Here is a 16,882-nt window from a genome sequence, read left to right on the forward strand (position 1 = left end):
GATTCGTTCTAGGCCGATTGGGCGGCGGCTTTGAGCACGTCGCTGGCTGCGGCAATGAACTCGCCGGTGCGCTCCACACTCGTTTTGCCGTTGAGCCAGTTGGACGTGAAGCAGAACGTCACAGGCGTTTTGCCGACGAGCATCTGTCCGGCGAAGCACAGGGCGTGGAAGTTCTCCCAATCGAGGCTGCCTCCCTTGCCGTAGGCGAGCAGTCCTTCCGGAACCGTCATCCAAATCGCGTCCGCCATCGCGGAAATGCGCTTGAATTCGACGAGCGACGACGGCGTCGAGAACAGACGCCCGGCCAGTACTTGCCGATACCACTTCACCAGATCGGCCGCAGAACTGGTCATCGTTTGCTTGTCGTTGATGACATCCGTACGGGGTTTCAGGCCAAGGTTCTCGTTGTGCTCCAGCTTTTGCATGCCGCTCCAGCCGAGATCGGTGCCCGACTCGGCACCGGCCAGATACGAGAAAAGGATGCGCGTGGAGTCGGGAACGCGCGCCGTGGTCAGCCCCATGCGACGAACCAATTCGCGCACTCGGTCCGGGCCGACGGCCGCCAGCGTGATGTCGGTGCCCGTGTTGTCGCTGTGCGAGATCATCGCTTCGAGCGCGGTGCGATAGGGCGTCTGCCCGGTGAGTTGGATGAACACCGGGCTGCCCGGCGTGCGCACGGCGTCGTTGACGTCGCAAAGTTGAGCGCCCGAGAGGTGATGGCGGCCCGCTTCCACATCGAGCAGGAACTGACCAAGGATGTAGGTCTTGACCGAGCTACCGACGAAGAGCGCCCGCTCTGGCGCGTATGCAGCCGTCCAGCCCTTGCCTGCGGGGGCGTCGGCGACGACAAGGCAACTCGTCGATTTCGGTTCGAGCGCGGCGAAGCGGCGCACGGCGGCATCGAGGTCGGCGCGCTCCGTGGCGGCATTCGCGGCCGGCGAGAGTAACACCGGCGCAGCGAGCGACGCCGCTGTGAGTTTCAACGCATGCCGGCGAGCGGGGCGAAAGGCTGTCATCGCGAGGGTCTCCAGTACAGAGATGAAATGGGAAGCGCAATGCCGCAGGTTCACGCATGAGCGGCGAGGCCGGGCTGAACTTAGCACGCACCTTTTGGACTAGCGATCCCCCGTTTTGGGTAGGTGGCGCAGCGGTTGGCCCGCAGGCTCCCGATCATCAGGACGCGGACGTCCGGACCCAGAGGCCGCCAAGGGGCTCGAAGTGCTCAAGTGGGGGGCGGTAGATCGGCGGCACGCCGGCATGGGGTGCTGCGTTCGGTTGGCGCGTCGGACGCTGTCGAGCGTCGGCGAAGGCGACCGGGGCGGTCGCTACAGCGATGGGTGTCGTGGGCCGTTTTGCCCAATTTTGCCCGACTGGCCGGAAAGCCGAGGGCTGCGGTGAAGGCGGTACGTCAGGTCGCGGTGGTGACGAGTTCCTCATACACGCTGCGGCTCGATCGTCCGTCAAGACGTTGCAAAGCGCGCGATACCCAATACTTTCTGCGAAGCTTCACCATGTCCCGGTCAGATCTGCGCAAGACCCGGTCGGTGTCGATCGGCAACGATGGGTCGTGATCGATGAGAAGCGTACGCGCGTGCGTTCTCATGTACTCCTTGGCCTTCACAATGTCGAGCGCGACAACGGTAACACCCAGTTCCAAGGCGGTGAGTTCCCATCGGTTTGAACGATGCTCGCCGTACACGCGTAAAAGAATGCTATTCGATGTCATGTTCCCTACTTGGACGGCATTGGCGTGCCGCGGCCGCAGCCCAGGGAATCCGCAAGGTCCGCTGCGTTAGCTGCGTCCAGATCGGCCGCTCGCGCGCGTTCGTTGATCTCACGTAACGCCTGGCCCCGCAATACCGCCAACTGCAATGCCAGCATTCGGGTGCCGGTGTTTCTATGGTGTTTCATGGGTCAGCACCATGCCGGTACGTAGGCGGAGCGGCAGTACGATCGACCGTACGGCGTCAACTCCAGCCGCTCGCCAACGCGACACACCAGCTCGCGCGCGAGCAGTGCGTTGACGATGGCGTCCGACGGACGGTTGTGACCATTCTCGATAACGCGATAAATGGCAGCCAAGATGGCCTGTTTCGAAAGGGTGAGCATTTGCGCTCCTCATATTGATGAGATAACTGCGGGAATCTTTGGGTGTCGAACGGTCGTCTGCGACTGCGCACGCGCGCAAGACACGGCGTTCGCGCGCGCCGCCGACACCCCCCGCGCGCCCATGGAGTTGGCAACACGCGGCGACGATGCATCGGATGTCCGAGCGCCGCCGTACAACGAGTGTCCTGTGGGGCTAATGAAGGGGCTTGCGCTCGGATGCAATGGGCAGGCGCACCCAAGACTCGACGCGTCCGTGCTGAGGGGAGAGCGTTGCGGCGACCTTGCGCTCACGTAGCCCTATGGCCTGAGCGATCGCCAGAACGGTGAACACTCTGGCGTTCTCCGGCGGGAAGTAACCTGCATAGAGAAACCAATTCGGCGCAGATTTCATATCGGACCTCAGATATCCGCACGCGGATCGCGAACGAGGTCGTCGATCAACGTTTGAGCATACGCATTCCCAGCGCGGCGGGCCTCTCCGATCGAATCGAAGGGCTGCCCATCCAGGCGATACAGCTTCGAATCTGTTGCGTTCTCAAGATCGTCGAGCGAAGTTCGGGAGATGCGAACCGAGACGCCAAACGTCCGATCGTGCTTCCCCTCGACCGACGCGGCATCGTGCTCGCGAAAAACGAGCGTCTCCAAACGGAAGCCCTTGTAGAACGGCGTGACGTAGGCCATATTGCCTCCCGCTCCATGTGCACAATTCCCTGTGCCGGGCAAACGCACGGCGCGGGTGTTTCGCGCAGGGATGGACAAATTAGCTGGGTTTGATATGCAATGCCTGCAACCTATCGGGGTCGCGCGCCGCATCAAACGACATAGGGTGGTGCTCGCGAAGCGATCGAAATCCGCTTGGACCGTCCGACTTGATCTCGCCAGGATCGAGAAGATTGACGCTATACCGATAAGCGTCACACTTGAGGTTCGGTATGTCACTTATACGCGTCTTCGGGACGCAGCGCAATGATTTGTGCGCAAAGCCCGACCGACGCGTCGTGCTGGATTCAGGCGGCGCGATGCGGTTCAAGGGCCGCAAGCCGCGCGCGACGCCGTCGAGCGCGGCCAGTTGTCTCATTGCAACGCCGACGCCCCTCGGTCGATATGCGCGGCAAAACCCGTCTGCCCGGCGGCGACGTCGTCCTTGAGCGTGAGTGCCGGAATGTCGTACGCCCCGTGATTCTGCCGACGATAGGGAATCGGGGGCGTCGTGGTCAGGGTGTCGAGACGCTCTCCCAGTTCGCGCTTGATCTGCGCGAAACGCTCGGCGTCGACGTTACCCGTGCGAAAGGCGACATAGGGCGGCAGAACGTCGAATCCCGGATAGAACAACATGCCGTGTTGAATCGGGAACAGCACGTCGTCGATCGGACCATTGATGCCGCGCTCACTGTAGTGGGTGTCCCAGCCGCCGGTCGTCACGATAAGCATCGCGCGCTTGCCGGCCATCGACCCTTCACCGTAGCGGTCGCCCCAATGTGTATTGGAATGCTCGCCCACACCGTACGCGAAGCCGTAGGCATACACCCGGTCAAACCATCCTTTCATGATCGCGGGCATCGAGAACCACCACAGCGGGAATTGCAGAATGACCGTATTCGCCCAGCGCAGCTTTTCCTGCTCTCGGGCAATATCGATGCGCTGCGTGCCGCTCGCGTACGCAAGCTTCGAGTCGCGCGAAGCGTGGAACGGCTCGCTCGCGTTGCGCTCGGGCGCATCGTGTTCGTCGATCGTGGCCTTCCATTGCATTGCGTACAGATCCGAGACCTGCACATGGTGTCCGGCCGCCTCCAGCCGCTGCACGGCAAAGTCGCGTAACGCACCATTAAGCGAGCGGGGCTGCGGGTGGGCATACACAATCAGTACATTCATTTTTAAACTCCGTTGCCATTCGGCCGATTCGGTTCAAGGAACGAATGCAGGTTAGGCACGCGCAAGGTATATTGGAAATGAATTCCTGATATGCCAGGTATAACGATGATTAATTTGCGCCGTATCGATCTCAATTTGCTAGTCACGCTCGATGTTCTGCTCGCCGAGCAGAACGTGACGCGTACCGCCGAGCGGCTGCACATGTCGCAGCCGGCGGTGAGCGTGCATCTGGCGAAGTTGCGCGACTTGCTTGGCGATCCGCTGTTGCTGCCGGGGCCGCGCGGCATGCGCCCGACCACGCGCGCAGAGGCACTGCGGGAGCCGCTGCGCGAAGCGCTCGAATCGCTCTCGCGGGCCGTAGCGCCCGCCGCGCCGTTCGATCCGGCGAACGCCGATCTGACCTGGCGCATCGCCGCGACCGATTACACAGAGTCGACCATTGTGTTGCCAGCGCTGCATCGCATGCGTGCGCACGCGCCACATACGAGATTGGCCGTGTTCGATCTGTCGCCATCGCACCTCACCCGGCAGGCGGAGCAGGGCATCATCGATATCGCCTTTCACACGACGAATAATTCGCCGGACGGATTGCGACGCAAGGCGCTGTTCTCGGAACGGTATGTGCTCGTGGGGCGTCAAGGGCATCCGAAGCTCAAGCGACGCCCGACGCTCAAGCAGTTCTGCGAACTGGAGCACGCCATAGTCTCGCAGGACGGCGGCGGTTTCCACGCGAGCACCGACGATACGCTCGCGCGGCTGGGAATGTCGCGACGCGTTGTCCTGTCGGTACCGCATTTTCTGTTTTTGCGATCCGCGCTCGCCAGTACGAATCTGGTCGCAATGGCCCCCGAACGGCTCGTTCGCAATGATCCCGCGTTGCAGGTGATGCCGCCGCCCGTCGACCTCCCGGGTTTCGAGATCTCGATGCTCTGGCACGAACGCGTGCATCGAGACCCGTCGCATCGCTGGCTGCGGGAATGCATTGCCAGCGTTGTCTGACGATCGGGCCGGCACGTCGAACACCGCCATCGGCGCTGAATGTCGCAGTGGTATACGGCCGTGGCATCGCCGCGAATTTCCGCGACGACTGTGACGGCGACAGGGTACTCGCCGACCTCAATCCGACCTCAATTCCACCCCAACCACCACAGGCATCGGCACGCGGCGAACGCTCGCCTGCGCGACGCGAGCCACCCGGCACGTCGGAATACCCCGCCTCCACGGGGGAATTGCGCACGGACTGGGCGAATGCGCTAACGTATGTGCTTCGCGTATGTCCTCATCCCGCAAAAGGAAGTCAGGCATGTCTCATCCCTTCGATCCGGAGCGCTATTTCCAGCGTATCGGTTATACCGGCCCGCGCGAAGCAACGCTCGACGTTCTGCGCGCCGTGCACGCGCTGCATCCGCTGGCGATCCCGTTCGAAAACCTCGATCCGATTCGCGGTCGGCCGGTTCACGTCGATCTGCCGTCGATCGTGACCAAGTTGCTCGACGGCGGACGCGGTGGCTACTGTTTCGAGCAGAACGCGCTGTTTGCCAACGCGCTGACCCATCTCGGGTTCGCCGTCACGCCACTGATCGGACGTGTTGCGTGGGGACGCACGTTCGACGCGGAGGCGCCGCTGACGCACATGTTGCTGCGCGTCGATCTCGACGGCGAGGCATGGCTGGCCGACGTAGGCTTCGGCTCTGTGACGCTCACCGCACCGCTACGTCTGGAATCGACGCAGCCGCAATCGACCCTGCTTGAGACGTTCCGACTGGCATCGGTGAGCGCTGGCGACGGTGCGCCGTCGAGCGAGTACCGCCTGAGCGTGCGCACTGCGGACAAATGGTTGCCGGTCTATCGCTTCACGACGAAGCCGGCAGAGTGGGTCGATTACAAGCTGGGCAATTGGTATACGTCGAGCGCGCCAGATTCGATCTTCCTGAATCAACTCATCGCATGTCGCGTGCTGCCGCAGGGACGCATCGCCTTGCTCAACACCAAGCTCACAGAACGCGCCGCGCAAGGCGACGTGGTGGCGGAAATCGACATCGTGTCGTCGGCGCAACTCGCCCAGATCTTGCTGGAGCGCTTCGGCTTGACGCTGGAGGGCATCGATATCGACGCACTGTACGACCGCGCGCAGGCGTGCGCGCAACGGGCGGCGGGCTCGGTGTGAGCGGTGGCGCAAACGCAATGGCCGCCTCCCGAGGGACGCGGCCATTGCGATGGCGACCGAGCGTGCGACTCAGTGTGCCGCAGTTGTGCCGGGCCACATCCGCACGGCAAGGGCGCCAAGTGCCGCCAGCGTGGCGAGCGACGCGACGCCTGTCCAGCCCCAGTGCGCCAGCGCCTGGGCACCGAGCGCTGCGCCAATCGACATGCCGATGAAAACGCCGACGAAAAGCACGGCATTCAGACGGCTGCGGGCGGCGGGTTCGATCCCGTACACGATGGTCTGGTGCGAGACCAGCGCCACCTGAACCCCCAGGTCGAAGCCGATGGCGGCCAGACCGATCAACCACAGTTGGGCGTGGGCGCCGAGCATCGGCGCGAACAGCATCGCTGCGAAGGAGACGGCGACCAGGCTTGCGCCGAGGCGTGTCACGATCTGCGGGCCTCTGCGATCTGCGATGCGTCCCGCCAGCGGTGCGCCGAGCGCGCCGGCGGCGCCTGCCAGACCGAACGCCCCCGCGGCAGCGGCGCCCAGATGGAACGGTGCATCATGAAGCATCACGGCGAGCGTCGACCAGAACGCGCTGAAGCCGACCGACAGCAAGCCCTGCGCCAATGCCGCGCGGCGCAGCGCCGGGTGACGGCGCCACAGGCTGGCCACCGAGCCGAGCAACTGGCGATAGCTCATTTGCGTCGTAGGATGGAACGACGGCAGGCCGCGCCATGCCACCACGCCGAAGCCGGCCACGCTGATGGCCGCAACGACATACATCGCTCGCCAGCCGAAGTTTTGCGCGACGAAGCCCGACACCACCCGCGAGAGCAGAATACCCAGCAACAACCCCGTCATCACCGTGCCGACGACCCGCCCGCGAATCGACTCGGGCGCGAGTGCTGCCGCAGCGGGCACGATGTCCTGCGCCATCGTCGCGGTCAGACCGATGGCCAGGCTCGCGGCGAGCAGCGTGCCGATGCCGGGCGAGACTGCCGCCAACAGCAACGCGAGCGCGAGAATGGCACCCTTGACCAGCACGATGCGACGCCGGTCGATGATGTCGCCAAGCGGTACCAGCAGCAGGATGCCCAGCGCGTAGCCGAGTTGGGTGAGCGTCGGCACCCAGCCGACGGTGGTGTTGGCCGCGTGAATGTCGTCGGTCATGATGCCAAGCATCGGCTGGGCATAGTACAGCGATGCGACCGTCAGGCCAGTGCCCGTCGCCAACAGCAGAATCAGCCGGGCAGACAACTCGGGCTGAGGCCGGATGGCCGCCTGCGTAGCGTTCGCCGGGTTGACTGTGTCGGCCGGATCGGAAATCTGAGCGGAACTCATGAGGTGTGGCTCCAGTAGGAAGGTACGGGGCGTAGTGTCTCGCTTGGTGCGGTGCAGCGGTAGACCTATAATCCGTAGAACCTTTATACGTGATGCGTATGACAAAGCCTGCCCAACCTTCTGCCTTCGCAACCGATACGCCCTCCGGCCGGGGCGGCGGCGCCGATCGCGTCGAGCTGATGCAGACGTTTGTGCGCATCGTCGAGTCCGGGAGTCTGTCAGCCGCCGCAGGGTTGCTGGGCACCACGCAACCGACGGTCAGCCGTCGATTGCAGATGCTCGAGCGCTCGCTGGGGCTTCGGCTGCTCCAGCGCTCGACGCACCGCATGAAACTCACCGAAGACGGCGAGCGTTGCTTTGCGCGGGCGAAGGAGCTGGTCACGAGCTGGGAGGCATTCGAGGCCGATCTGCGCGGCACCGGCGACGACCCGGAGGGCACGCTGCGTGTGCTCGTGCCGCATGCGTTCGGACAGGAAATGATGATCGGACCGCTGGCGGACTTTCTCGAACGTTATGCCGGCATGAAGGTGCACTGGTTCCTGCACGACCGCGAGCCGGATTTCATCGCGGAAGGGGTCGACTGTGCGATCCACGTGGGTGAACTGCGCGATCCGTCGAACGTGGCGATTTCGCTGACCGACGTGCCGCGCATCGTCGTGGCGTCACCCGATTTGCTGAGTGGACGGCCGACACCCACGCATCCTTCGGAACTGGCGTCGTTGCCGTGGCTCGCGCTCACGACCTTTTATCGCAACGACCTCACGCTCACGCATGAGCAAACGCATGAAGCGGCGCGCATAACATTCGATCCACGCATGAGTACCGACAATCTCTACGCGTTGCGCAGTGCCACAATGCGCGGGCTCGGCGTGAGCGTCTGTTCGGCATGGTTGGTGGCCGAGGACGTGGCGCAAGGGCGTCTTGTCCAGCTTGTGCCGCAATGGCGCACGACGGACTTGCCCATGTACATCATTTATCCGTACGCGAAGTACTACCCGGCACGCCTGCGTCGCTTCATCGAAGCGATGCGCGCAGGCATCCCCGCCGTCATCGATGCCGAGCAGCGCAAGATTCGCTGATCACGTCAGCCGAAGTTGCCCGGATTGACCCTGTAGCAGTGCGTCGTTGCGCTGGGCGGCGTCGCGCAGATAATCCCAGAGCACCGTAATTCGCTTGAGCGTGCGCAATTCCTCGTGGCAATAGATCCAGAAGCTGCGCGTAACGGCCACATCGTCGACCAGTAGCGGCACCAGGCGGGCGTCCTGCGCGGCCATGAAGCAGGGCAGGATCGCCAGTGCCTCGCCCTGCAATGCCGCCTGGTATTGCGCGATGACACTCGTGCTGCGCAGCACGACGTGGCAGCCCGGCACGATGTCCTCCAGATAACGTAGCTCCTTGCTGAAGGTGAGTTCGTCGACGTAGCTGATGAACCGGCGTCCGGCCAGATCCGCGAACGTCGCGACGTTGCCATATTGCGCGAGGTAGCCGGGTGTCGCGTACAACTGCAGACGATAGTCGCAAAGCTTGCTGCACACGTATGGTCCGCGCTGCGGACGTTCGATGGTGATCGCAAGATCGGCTTCGCGCTTCGAGAGGCTCACGAAGCGCGGTACCGGCAGCACATCGAAGTCGATGGCGGGGTACTCGCGTTGAAAGCGTGACAGGACGGGCGTGACGAAATACGTACCGAACGCTTCCGTCGAGCCGATGCGCACATGGCCCGAGAGCGTCTGCCCAAGTCCCGCGACCTGTTCGCAGGCCGATTGCAGCGCGGTCTCCATCTGCTCCGCATACACGAGAAGCTGCTGACCCTCGGGCGTAAGCGCGAAGCCTGCGTTGCGCGATTTGTCGAACAGCAGCGTGCCGAGCGACTGCTCCAGCGCACGCACGCGTCGGGAAACCGTTGTGTGATCGACGCCCAGACGCTGCGCCGCCGCGCTCACGCGCTGCGTGCGCGACACCTCGAGGAAGTAACGAAGATCGTCCCAGTCGGGACGCGGCTCCGCTCCCGAAGCGCCGGCGATGCCTGAGAGTCGTGCTGCGCCGGTGCGAGCCATTGCGCGGTCTCCTATGTGTATTTATGCACAAAGTAGATGCAGATTTTCGCTATGTAAAGCAAATTCGCACAAATACAATTTATGAGCACCGCGCATAGACGGTAGCGACGAAAGCATAAAAGACCTGAAGGAGACAAAGCGATGAAGATCAAGCCGTGGCTGCTCGCGCTGGGATTCGGTGCGGGCTTGGGGTTGACGTCGATGGCTGGCATGGCCCAGTTGCCGGATCGTCCGGTGAAGGTGGGGGTGCTCACCGACATGTCCGGCCCGTATTCGGCGATGGGCGGTGCGGGCTCGGTCGTGGCCGCGCAAATGGCCATCGACGACTGTCTGGCGGCCGAGTGCAAGGGCATGAAAATCGCGCTGGTGTCGGCCGACAATCAGAACAAGGCCGACATCGCCGCCAACAAGGCCCGCGAATGGTTCGATCGCGACAATGTCGATGCAATTGCCGATCTGACGAACTCGGCGGCGGCCCTTGCCGTGCAGAAGCTCGCGATGGACAAGCACCGCGTGACGCTGTTCTCCGGGCCGGCGACCACGCGGCTGACGAACGAAGACTGCTCGCCCACGGGCTTTCACTGGATGTTCGACACGTACTCACAGTCGGCGGCGACCGCGCGCGCCGTCGTGGGTAACGGCGGCAAATCCTGGTACTTCCTGACCGTCGACTACGCGTTCGGCCATTCCCTGGAGAAGGATGCGTCCGATATCGTGAAGGCGCTCGGCGGCACGGTAGTGGGCGAGTCGCGGCATCCGCTCAATGCGTCGGATTACGCGTCGTTCCTGTTGCAGGCGCAAAGCTCCAAGGCGCAGGTCGTCGCGCTTGCCAATGGTGGGCAGGACACGGTCAACGCCCTCAAGCAGGCGCGTGAATTCGGCATCGTGCAACGCGGACAGACGCTCGCGGCGCTGCTGGTATTTCTGTCCGACGTGCATGCGCTCGGCTTGAACACGGCGCAGGGCCTGATGTTTACCGACGGCTTCTACTGGGATCTCGACGCCGCCTCGCGCGCCTGGTCGGCCCGCTTCCAGAAGCGGTACAAGGACTTGAAGCCGACGATGGTGCAGGCGGGCGTGTACTCGAGCGTGCTGCATTATCTGCGGGCGGTGGCTGCCGCCCAGAGCGTGGATGCCAAGGTCGTTGCGCAAAAAATGCGGGAAATGCCGATTCGCGACCCGATCATGCACAACGCCTCGATCCGTCCCGATGGCCGGGTGATCCACGACATGTATTTGTTCCGGGTGAAGTCTCCCGCCGAGTCGAAAGGCCCGTGGGATTACTACACCAAGGTTGCCACAGTGCCTGCGACGGAGGCCTTTCAGCCGTTGTCGAAGTCGACGTGCCCGCTCGTGAAGACGAGCACGGCGGCGAAGTGAGTGTCGCGGGATCGCCGTGACGCAGGCGTCGCCTCGATTGCCTATCTTGTCTATCTTGTAATTGCCGGCGGTGCTGCGTGCCCATTCGCTGCAGCCCGTCATTCATCGAACCCGAAGTGGCGCAAGCCCCGAATGCCTGCATTCATTTGAATCTGGAGAGCCTGTCATGTCCCTGCCTACCATTCCACTGCTCATCGACGGCAAGCGTGTCGAGTCGAAGACCTCGCAGTGGCGCGACGTTGTGAACCCGGCCACACAGGAAGTCATCGCCCGCGTGCCGTTTGCGACGACCGGGGAACTCGAAGCCGCCGTGGCGTCGGCCAAGGCGGCTTACAAGGGTTGGCGCAATACGTCGCAAGCGAGCCGCATGCGGGTGATGTTGCGCTTCCAGCAACTGCTGCGCGATCACACGGGCGAACTCGCCGAACTGATTACGCGCGAGCACGGCAAGACGCTGCCCGACGCAGAGGGTGAAGTCGGGCGAGGTCTCGAAGTCGTCGAGCATGCATGCTCGATTGCCTCGCTGCAATTGGGCGAGTATGCGCAGAATGCCGCGGGGGGTGTCGACGTCTACACGCTGATCGAACCGTTGGGCGTGTGCGCGGGGATTACTGCGTTCAACTTCCCCGTGATGCTGCCGTGCTTCATGTTCCCGCTGGCGGTGGCGACGGGCAACACGTTCGTGCTCAAGCCGTCGGAGCAGGACCCGAGTGCATCGCTGCGTCTGGCCGAACTCGCGCTGGAAGCCGGTCTGCCGCCGGGTGTGCTCAATGTCGTGCACGGCGGCCCGGATATCGCCAACGCCATTTGCGATCACCCGGACATCAAGGCTGTGTCGTTCATCGGATCGACGCACGTCGGCACGCATATCTATCGTCGTGCGTCGGAAGCCGGCAAGCGTTGCCAGGCGATGATGGGCGCGAAGAACCACTGCGTGATCCTGCCGGATGCGGACCGCGAGCAGGCCATCAATCACCTGCTGGGCGCCGCGTTCGGCGCGGCGGGGCAGCGTTGCATGGCAACGTCCGTGGCAGTGCTCGTGGGCGAAGCGCGCGAGTGGGTGCCCGAGCTGGTGGAACGTGCGCGTGCGCTCAAGGTGGGGCCCGGCACCGATCGCAAGGCCGATCTCGGCCCGGTGGTGTCGAAACAGGCGCGCGCGCGCGTCGAGAAGCTCATCGGCGCCGGCGTGGAAGAGGGCGCGAAGCTGCTGCTCGACGGTCGCGGCCATGTGGTCAAGGAAGCGCCCGAAGGCAACTTCGTGGGACCGACCATTTTCGATGGCGTCACGGCCGATATGTCGATCTATCGCGACGAGATTTTCGGCCCGGTGCTGTGCATGACGGGGGTCGATACGCTCGACGAAGCGATTGCATTCGTCAACGCGAACCCGAACGGCAACGGCGTGGCGCTGTTCACCCAGGACGGCGGGGCGGCGCGCCAATTCCAGAACGAGATCGATGTCGGTCAGGTCGGGATCAATCTGCCGATTCCGGTGCCGGTCGCATGGTTCAGCTTCACCGGCTCGCGCGGCTCGAAGCTTGGCGATCTGGGACCGAACGGCAAGCAGGCCATTCTGTTCTGGACGCAGACCAAGACCGTGACGGCGCGCTGGCAGGCGCGGGGGACCGGCCCGTCGGGTGTGAATACCACCATCACGCTCAAGTAACGCCCCCTTCCCACGGATATCGGAGACAGACGATGGCGACGGAAATTCAACAAGCGACGTTGCGTGTCGCATTCATCGGACTCGGCAATATGGGCGGGCCGATGGCGGCCAATCTGGTGAGGGCGGGGCATGCGGTGCACGGCTTCGACTTGTCCGGTGCGGCGATGGAGCGACTTGCGGCCATCGGCGGCAAGGCGGCGGCATCGATTGCCGACGCCGTGCGCGATGCGCAGGTGGTCATCACGATGCTGCCTGCCGGTGAGCATGTGCTCGCGGCGTATGACGGCCCGGACGGCGTACTCGCCAACGCCGCGACAGACGCCGTGCTGATCGACAGCAGTACGGTGCCGCCGGAGATCCCCCGTCAGTTGGCCAAACTCGCGCGCCCCGGCACGTTGCTGCTCGACGCGCCGGTGTCGGGCGGCACGGCCGGCGCGGCGGCAGGCACGCTCACCTTCATGGTGGGCGGCGACGCGGCGCTCGTTGAGCGCATGCGAGCGCTGCTGAGCCAGATGGGGCGTGCGATCCATCACGGCGGCCCCCTTGGGGCCGGGCAGACGCTCAAGCTGTGCAACAACATGCTGCTAGGCATTCTGATGGCCGGTACCAGCGAGGCGCTGCGTCTGGGTATTGCCAACGGGCTCGATCCGAAGGTGCTCTCGGCCGTCATGCAACAAAGCTCCGGGCGCAACTGGACGCTGGAAGTCTATAACCCTTGCCCGGGCGTGATGGAGAATGCGGCGTCGTCGCGCGGATACACCGGCGGCTTTGCGACCGATCTGATGGCGAAGGACTTGCGGCTCGCACACGGCGCGGCCGAGGCCAGCGGCGTGGCAACCCCGCTTGGCGATCTGGCGCGGCGGGTCTTCGAGGTGCATCGGGCCAACGGTCATGGGGCGCTCGACTTCTCGAGCATCTTCCAGGACCCGGTCACGCTGGTGCAGGCATTGGCCGTGAAGTAATCCCGGTTGGGCATGACCCACGAATCGCCCGTCGGCCTTGTGGCCGGCGGGTGCATTCGCGTGTCGATGCTGTGGCGCGTGCGGCGAGCACCGATGCTGCAATCGGTTGCAACCATTTCAAACGCGTCAATATGGGCGTATGATCCCGGCGCAACGGCTTCCCCCACGGCCGGTCTTCCCGCGCTTGCGAGCGCCTTTGTTGCCATGATCGTCCGACCCAATCTGCACTGGCTGCGCATGCTCTTCGTCGTGCGCGGCTCGATCTTGCCCAAGATCGCTCCGCAGCTCATCTTCACGACGATCATCTCGATTGCCGTCACCGTTGCGCACGGACGTATCTTCGAATGGAAGATTCCCCTCACGTTCGTGCCGTTCTCGCTCATCGGGATCACGCTCGCGATCTTCCTCGGTTTTCGCAACACCACGAGTTACGCCCGTTATTGGGAAGCCCGAGTCCTCTGGGGCAGCGTGCTCAACGAGACGCGGGCGCTGGCGCGTCAGTCGATGACGCTGGTGTCCGACACCTCGGACTCACCGCGCTTCGTCGCCTACCTCATCGCCTTCGTGCACAGCATGCGCCATCAGTTGCGCGGCACCGATCCGCGTGCGGATTTCGAGCGCCTGCTGGACAAGGAGGACTTGGCGTGCCTCACGCGCAAACAGTTCAAGCCGATCATGATCCTGCTCATGGCGGGCGAATGGCTGCGCGAGCGCCGACTGCGCGGGCAGATCGAGGCGCCGCTCGCCCAGGTCATGGAAATGCATCTCGATCGTCTCGGTGAAGCCATCGGCGGTTGCGAACGGATTGCGACCACGCCGATCCCGTTCACCTACGGCGTGATTCTGCACCGTGTGACGTATCTCTACAGCCTGCTGCTCCCCTTCGGCCTGGTGGATTCCATCGGCCCGATGACCCCGGTGATCGTGGCCTTCATCTCGTACACCTTCTTCGCACTCGAAGCGGTCAGCGCCGAAATCGAGGAGCCGTTCGGGCTGGAGCCGAACGACCTCGCGCTCGATGTCATGTCGGAGACCATCGAGCAATCGATACGCGAAGTCCTTCATCGTCAGCACACGGCACGCGTGCGCCCGCGCGACCATCACATCATCACCTGATGTTTTTATACTAAAGTTCTTGCTTTACTTTTCCGAGCGTCTATACTCAAGCATATGCTTGACCATGACATCGCCCTCGATCTGACGTTTCAGGCGCTGGCCGACGCGTCACGCCGCGCGATGCTCGTGCGGCTGGCGCAAGGGCCTGCGTCGGTGAGCGCGCTTGCACAGCCGCTCGCGATGTCGTTGCAGGCCGTCATGCAGCACCTGACTGTGCTCGAGAGCGCGGGGCTGGTGCGAACCGAGAAGGCCGGACGTGTACGCACGTGCCGGATCGAACCCCAGGCGCTGAGCCTTGCCGAGCGATGGATCAACCAGCGCCGTCATGAGTGGGAGGGTCATCTCGACCGATTGGGCGAGTATCTGGCCAGCCTGCCGCCCGAAGGAGGACTTCATGAGGACAGCAAGTGAAGGGCAACCTGCGGCACAGCCGCGTCCGTTGACCGTCGGCCGGACTTACGCGGCCACACGGGAGGCTGTGTTTCGCGCCTGGACGACCGCCGATGCCGTGAAGCGCTGGTTTTGCCCGACCGGTTACACCGTGCCGGAGGCGCAGATCGAGGCTCGCGTGGGCGGCGCTTTCGACCTTCGGATGCAGTCGCCCGAAGGCGAATCGCACTGGATTCGCGGGCGCTTCGTCGAGATCGACGCACCGCAACGTCTCGTGATCGCCATGGAAGTGACCGACGCGAAGGGGCAGGCCCTGTTCGGCGCGCTCACGACGGCGGGATTTACGGAGGTTGCGCAAGGCACCCAACTGGACATCGAGCAACGCTTTACCGTGCACGATCCCGCCTTCGCCCGGATGCCCGAAGGCGCCGCCGCAGGCTGGACGCAGACGCTCGACAAGCTCGCCCGCGAGGTCATGCGCGAGGCGGACGCGCCGACGCACCGCAGCGTGGTGCATTCGACGTTTCGCATCGAGCGGCAGTATCCCGCGTCGCCCGCACGGGTGTTCCGCGCGTTGACCGATCAGGCAGCCAAGGATCGCTGGTTCGCCCGAAGCGACGGTCTCACGGTGGTGGAGCGATCGATGGACGCACGGCCGGGCGGTCGCGAGCGTGTGAAAGGCCGCTGGGCGGGAGGCATGGTGTCGACGTTCGACGCCGTGTATTTCGACGTCGTGCCCGATACGCGGCTCGTCTACGCCTACGAAATGCACCTCGATACCCGCAAGATCTCGGCGTCGCTCGCGACGATCGATCTGCGGGCGCATGACGGCGGCACGCATCTCGTCATGACCGAGCAAGGCGCCTTTCTGGACGGCTACGACGATGCGGGCTCGCGCGAGCGCGGCACCCAACTCCTGCTCGACGCCCTCGGTGCATCGCTCGCCGACTGATCGCTTCCGTCCAGGTTCCTTCCTTCTACGACGCCGCTTTACCCTCGCTTCTCCGAGGGTAGCGGCGCTCGTCTCGTTTTCGATGCACAGACTTGGTGCGATCGATTCTCATCGAAACGCGCAATAGTTCGTCGACAAATATCGCGTTTTTCATCGCGACGGCCAGATCTAGACTTCTTTCCATCGACGGCGCAATTCAAAACAAAGTCGTCGCAACTGACAGGAGTTTGGAAAATGAACCACAAGAACATCGCTATCGCCCTTATCGCCGCCGTGGCTTCCCTCGGTGCCGTTGCCAGTCACGCCGCAGAGAACGGTAACAACTATCCCGAGATCGCTGCGCAAGGTCAGCCGCTCACGCGCGCTGCCGTATTGGCCGATCTGACACAGGCTCGCGCGCAAGGGATGATCCCGAACGGTGACGCCGACTACCCGGTCTATGTCGCTTCGGGTCCGGCCAAGAGCCGCAATGAAGTGAAGGCCGAACTGGCCCAGGCGCGCGCCGACGGCCTGGTGCCGCAAAACGACGTCGACTACCCGATCGTCGCCTCGCAGGGTCCGAGCACGTCGCGCGCCGTTGTGAAGCAGGAACTGGCCCGCGCCCGCGCGGCTGGGGAACTGAACGTCACCCAAGGCAGCTGATCGTTCGCGGGTGCTTGCCGCAAGATCGAAAGCCGTCCCGAGCGCGCAGCCCGGGACGGCTTTTTTGTCGCTGTCATCGGCAACGCGCCGTTCTTCACGAGGGGGGGCTGCGCGATGCGGTCGCGCTTCGACGTGCGCGACGCATCGATCCTGGTGTGAAATATTTGGTAATTGTTGCGACGCGAGCAACGCAAGTAATCGAGCCCTGGCGTTTATCGCGCACGCAACTTTGACTAAACTGTG

At 63.7% G+C, this 16,882-nt stretch carries 18 protein-coding genes; 10 read left to right on the forward strand and 8 right to left on the reverse strand.

Annotated features, from left to right (window positions below):
* Nucleotides 1–8 precede the first annotated feature (8 nt).
* From ACE3UG_RS15205 to ACE3UG_RS15230, 6 genes are all read right to left on the reverse strand, one after another.
* Nucleotides 9–1,016: a serine hydrolase gene (locus ACE3UG_RS15205; protein ID WP_374625290.1), complete on the reverse strand. Its 1,008-nt coding sequence runs from the start codon at nucleotides 1,014–1,016 to the stop codon at nucleotides 9–11.
* Nucleotides 1,017–1,408: 392 nt separating this feature from the next.
* Nucleotides 1,409–1,726, reverse strand: a complete 318-nt coding sequence (locus tag ACE3UG_RS15210) for a hypothetical protein (protein ID WP_374625292.1) — start codon at nucleotides 1,724–1,726, stop codon at nucleotides 1,409–1,411.
* A 5-nt stretch (nucleotides 1,727–1,731) separates the two neighbouring features.
* A complete protein-coding gene (locus ACE3UG_RS15215) occupies nucleotides 1,732–1,911 on the reverse strand; it encodes a hypothetical protein (protein WP_374625294.1) in 180 nt (59 codons plus the stop codon).
* A gap of 3 nt (nucleotides 1,912–1,914) precedes the next feature.
* Complete coding sequence (locus tag ACE3UG_RS15220) at nucleotides 1,915–2,109, reverse strand: hypothetical protein (protein ID WP_374625296.1); 195 nt, start codon at nucleotides 2,107–2,109, stop codon at nucleotides 1,915–1,917.
* Between the two features lie 399 nt (nucleotides 2,110–2,508).
* Nucleotides 2,509–2,790: a hypothetical protein gene (locus ACE3UG_RS15225; protein WP_374625298.1), complete on the reverse strand. Its 282-nt coding sequence runs from the start codon at nucleotides 2,788–2,790 to the stop codon at nucleotides 2,509–2,511.
* A gap of 393 nt (nucleotides 2,791–3,183) precedes the next feature.
* Entirely contained in the window at nucleotides 3,184–3,981 is a 798-nt protein-coding gene (locus ACE3UG_RS15230) for an NAD(P)H-dependent oxidoreductase (protein ID WP_374625300.1), read from the reverse strand.
* A gap of 90 nt (nucleotides 3,982–4,071) precedes the next feature.
* Between ACE3UG_RS15230 and ACE3UG_RS15235 the strand changes: the two genes are divergently transcribed.
* Nucleotides 4,072–4,980 carry a LysR family transcriptional regulator gene (locus ACE3UG_RS15235; protein ID WP_374625302.1) on the forward strand — a complete coding sequence of 303 codons (909 nt, stop codon included), beginning with the start codon at nucleotides 4,072–4,074 and terminating at the stop codon, nucleotides 4,978–4,980.
* Between the two features lie 304 nt (nucleotides 4,981–5,284).
* Nucleotides 5,285–6,148, forward strand: a complete 864-nt coding sequence (locus tag ACE3UG_RS15240; protein ID WP_374625304.1) for an arylamine N-acetyltransferase — start codon at nucleotides 5,285–5,287, stop codon at nucleotides 6,146–6,148.
* Nucleotides 6,149–6,217: 69 nt separating this feature from the next.
* Here ACE3UG_RS15240 and ACE3UG_RS15245 read toward each other — a convergent pair whose 3' ends face one another.
* On the reverse strand, nucleotides 6,218–7,474 hold the full coding sequence (locus tag ACE3UG_RS15245) for an MFS transporter (RefSeq protein ID WP_374625307.1): 1,257 nt from the start codon (nucleotides 7,472–7,474) through the stop codon (nucleotides 6,218–6,220).
* 98 nt (nucleotides 7,475–7,572) lie between these two features.
* Here ACE3UG_RS15245 and ACE3UG_RS15250 point away from each other — a divergent pair, with 98 nt between their 5' ends.
* A complete protein-coding gene (locus ACE3UG_RS15250; RefSeq protein WP_374625309.1) occupies nucleotides 7,573–8,553 on the forward strand; it encodes a LysR family transcriptional regulator in 981 nt (326 codons plus the stop codon).
* Here ACE3UG_RS15250 and ACE3UG_RS15255 read toward each other — a convergent pair whose 3' ends face one another.
* Nucleotides 8,554–9,531 (reverse strand): LysR family transcriptional regulator, encoded by a 978-nt coding sequence (locus tag ACE3UG_RS15255; protein ID WP_374625311.1) that lies wholly within the window; start codon nucleotides 9,529–9,531, stop codon nucleotides 8,554–8,556.
* Between the two features lie 141 nt (nucleotides 9,532–9,672).
* On the opposite strand from ACE3UG_RS15255, the gene ACE3UG_RS15260 reads away from it, so the two are divergent.
* The 7 genes from ACE3UG_RS15260 to ACE3UG_RS15290 all read left to right on the forward strand — a co-directional run bounded on the left by ACE3UG_RS15260 (nucleotide 9,673) and on the right by ACE3UG_RS15290 (nucleotide 16,639).
* On the forward strand, nucleotides 9,673–10,911 hold the full coding sequence (locus ACE3UG_RS15260) for an ABC transporter substrate-binding protein (protein WP_374625313.1): 1,239 nt from the start codon (nucleotides 9,673–9,675) through the stop codon (nucleotides 10,909–10,911).
* Nucleotides 10,912–11,077: 166 nt separating this feature from the next.
* Nucleotides 11,078–12,577: a CoA-acylating methylmalonate-semialdehyde dehydrogenase gene (locus ACE3UG_RS15265; RefSeq protein WP_374625315.1), complete on the forward strand. Its 1,500-nt coding sequence runs from the start codon at nucleotides 11,078–11,080 to the stop codon at nucleotides 12,575–12,577.
* 32 nt (nucleotides 12,578–12,609) lie between these two features.
* On the forward strand, nucleotides 12,610–13,539 hold the full coding sequence (gene mmsB, locus ACE3UG_RS15270; RefSeq protein WP_374625317.1) for a 3-hydroxyisobutyrate dehydrogenase: 930 nt from the start codon (nucleotides 12,610–12,612) through the stop codon (nucleotides 13,537–13,539).
* Nucleotides 13,540–13,743: 204 nt separating this feature from the next.
* On the forward strand, nucleotides 13,744–14,655 hold the full coding sequence (locus ACE3UG_RS15275; RefSeq protein WP_374625319.1) for a bestrophin family protein: 912 nt from the start codon (nucleotides 13,744–13,746) through the stop codon (nucleotides 14,653–14,655).
* A 54-nt stretch (nucleotides 14,656–14,709) separates the two neighbouring features.
* Entirely contained in the window at nucleotides 14,710–15,066 is a 357-nt protein-coding gene (locus tag ACE3UG_RS15280) for an ArsR/SmtB family transcription factor (RefSeq protein WP_374625321.1), read from the forward strand.
* Nucleotides 15,050–15,997: an SRPBCC family protein gene (locus ACE3UG_RS15285; RefSeq protein WP_374625323.1), complete on the forward strand. Its 948-nt coding sequence runs from the start codon at nucleotides 15,050–15,052 to the stop codon at nucleotides 15,995–15,997. Before ACE3UG_RS15280 ends, ACE3UG_RS15285 begins: the two co-directional genes overlap by 17 nt.
* Nucleotides 15,998–16,231: 234 nt before the next feature.
* Nucleotides 16,232–16,639 carry a DUF4148 domain-containing protein gene (locus ACE3UG_RS15290; RefSeq protein ID WP_374625325.1) on the forward strand — a complete coding sequence of 136 codons (408 nt, stop codon included), beginning with the start codon at nucleotides 16,232–16,234 and terminating at the stop codon, nucleotides 16,637–16,639.
* Nucleotides 16,640–16,882 lie beyond the last annotated feature (243 nt).

The organism is Pandoraea sp., from assembly GCF_041919235.1.
Taxonomy (GTDB): domain Bacteria; phylum Pseudomonadota; class Gammaproteobacteria; order Burkholderiales; family Burkholderiaceae; genus Pandoraea.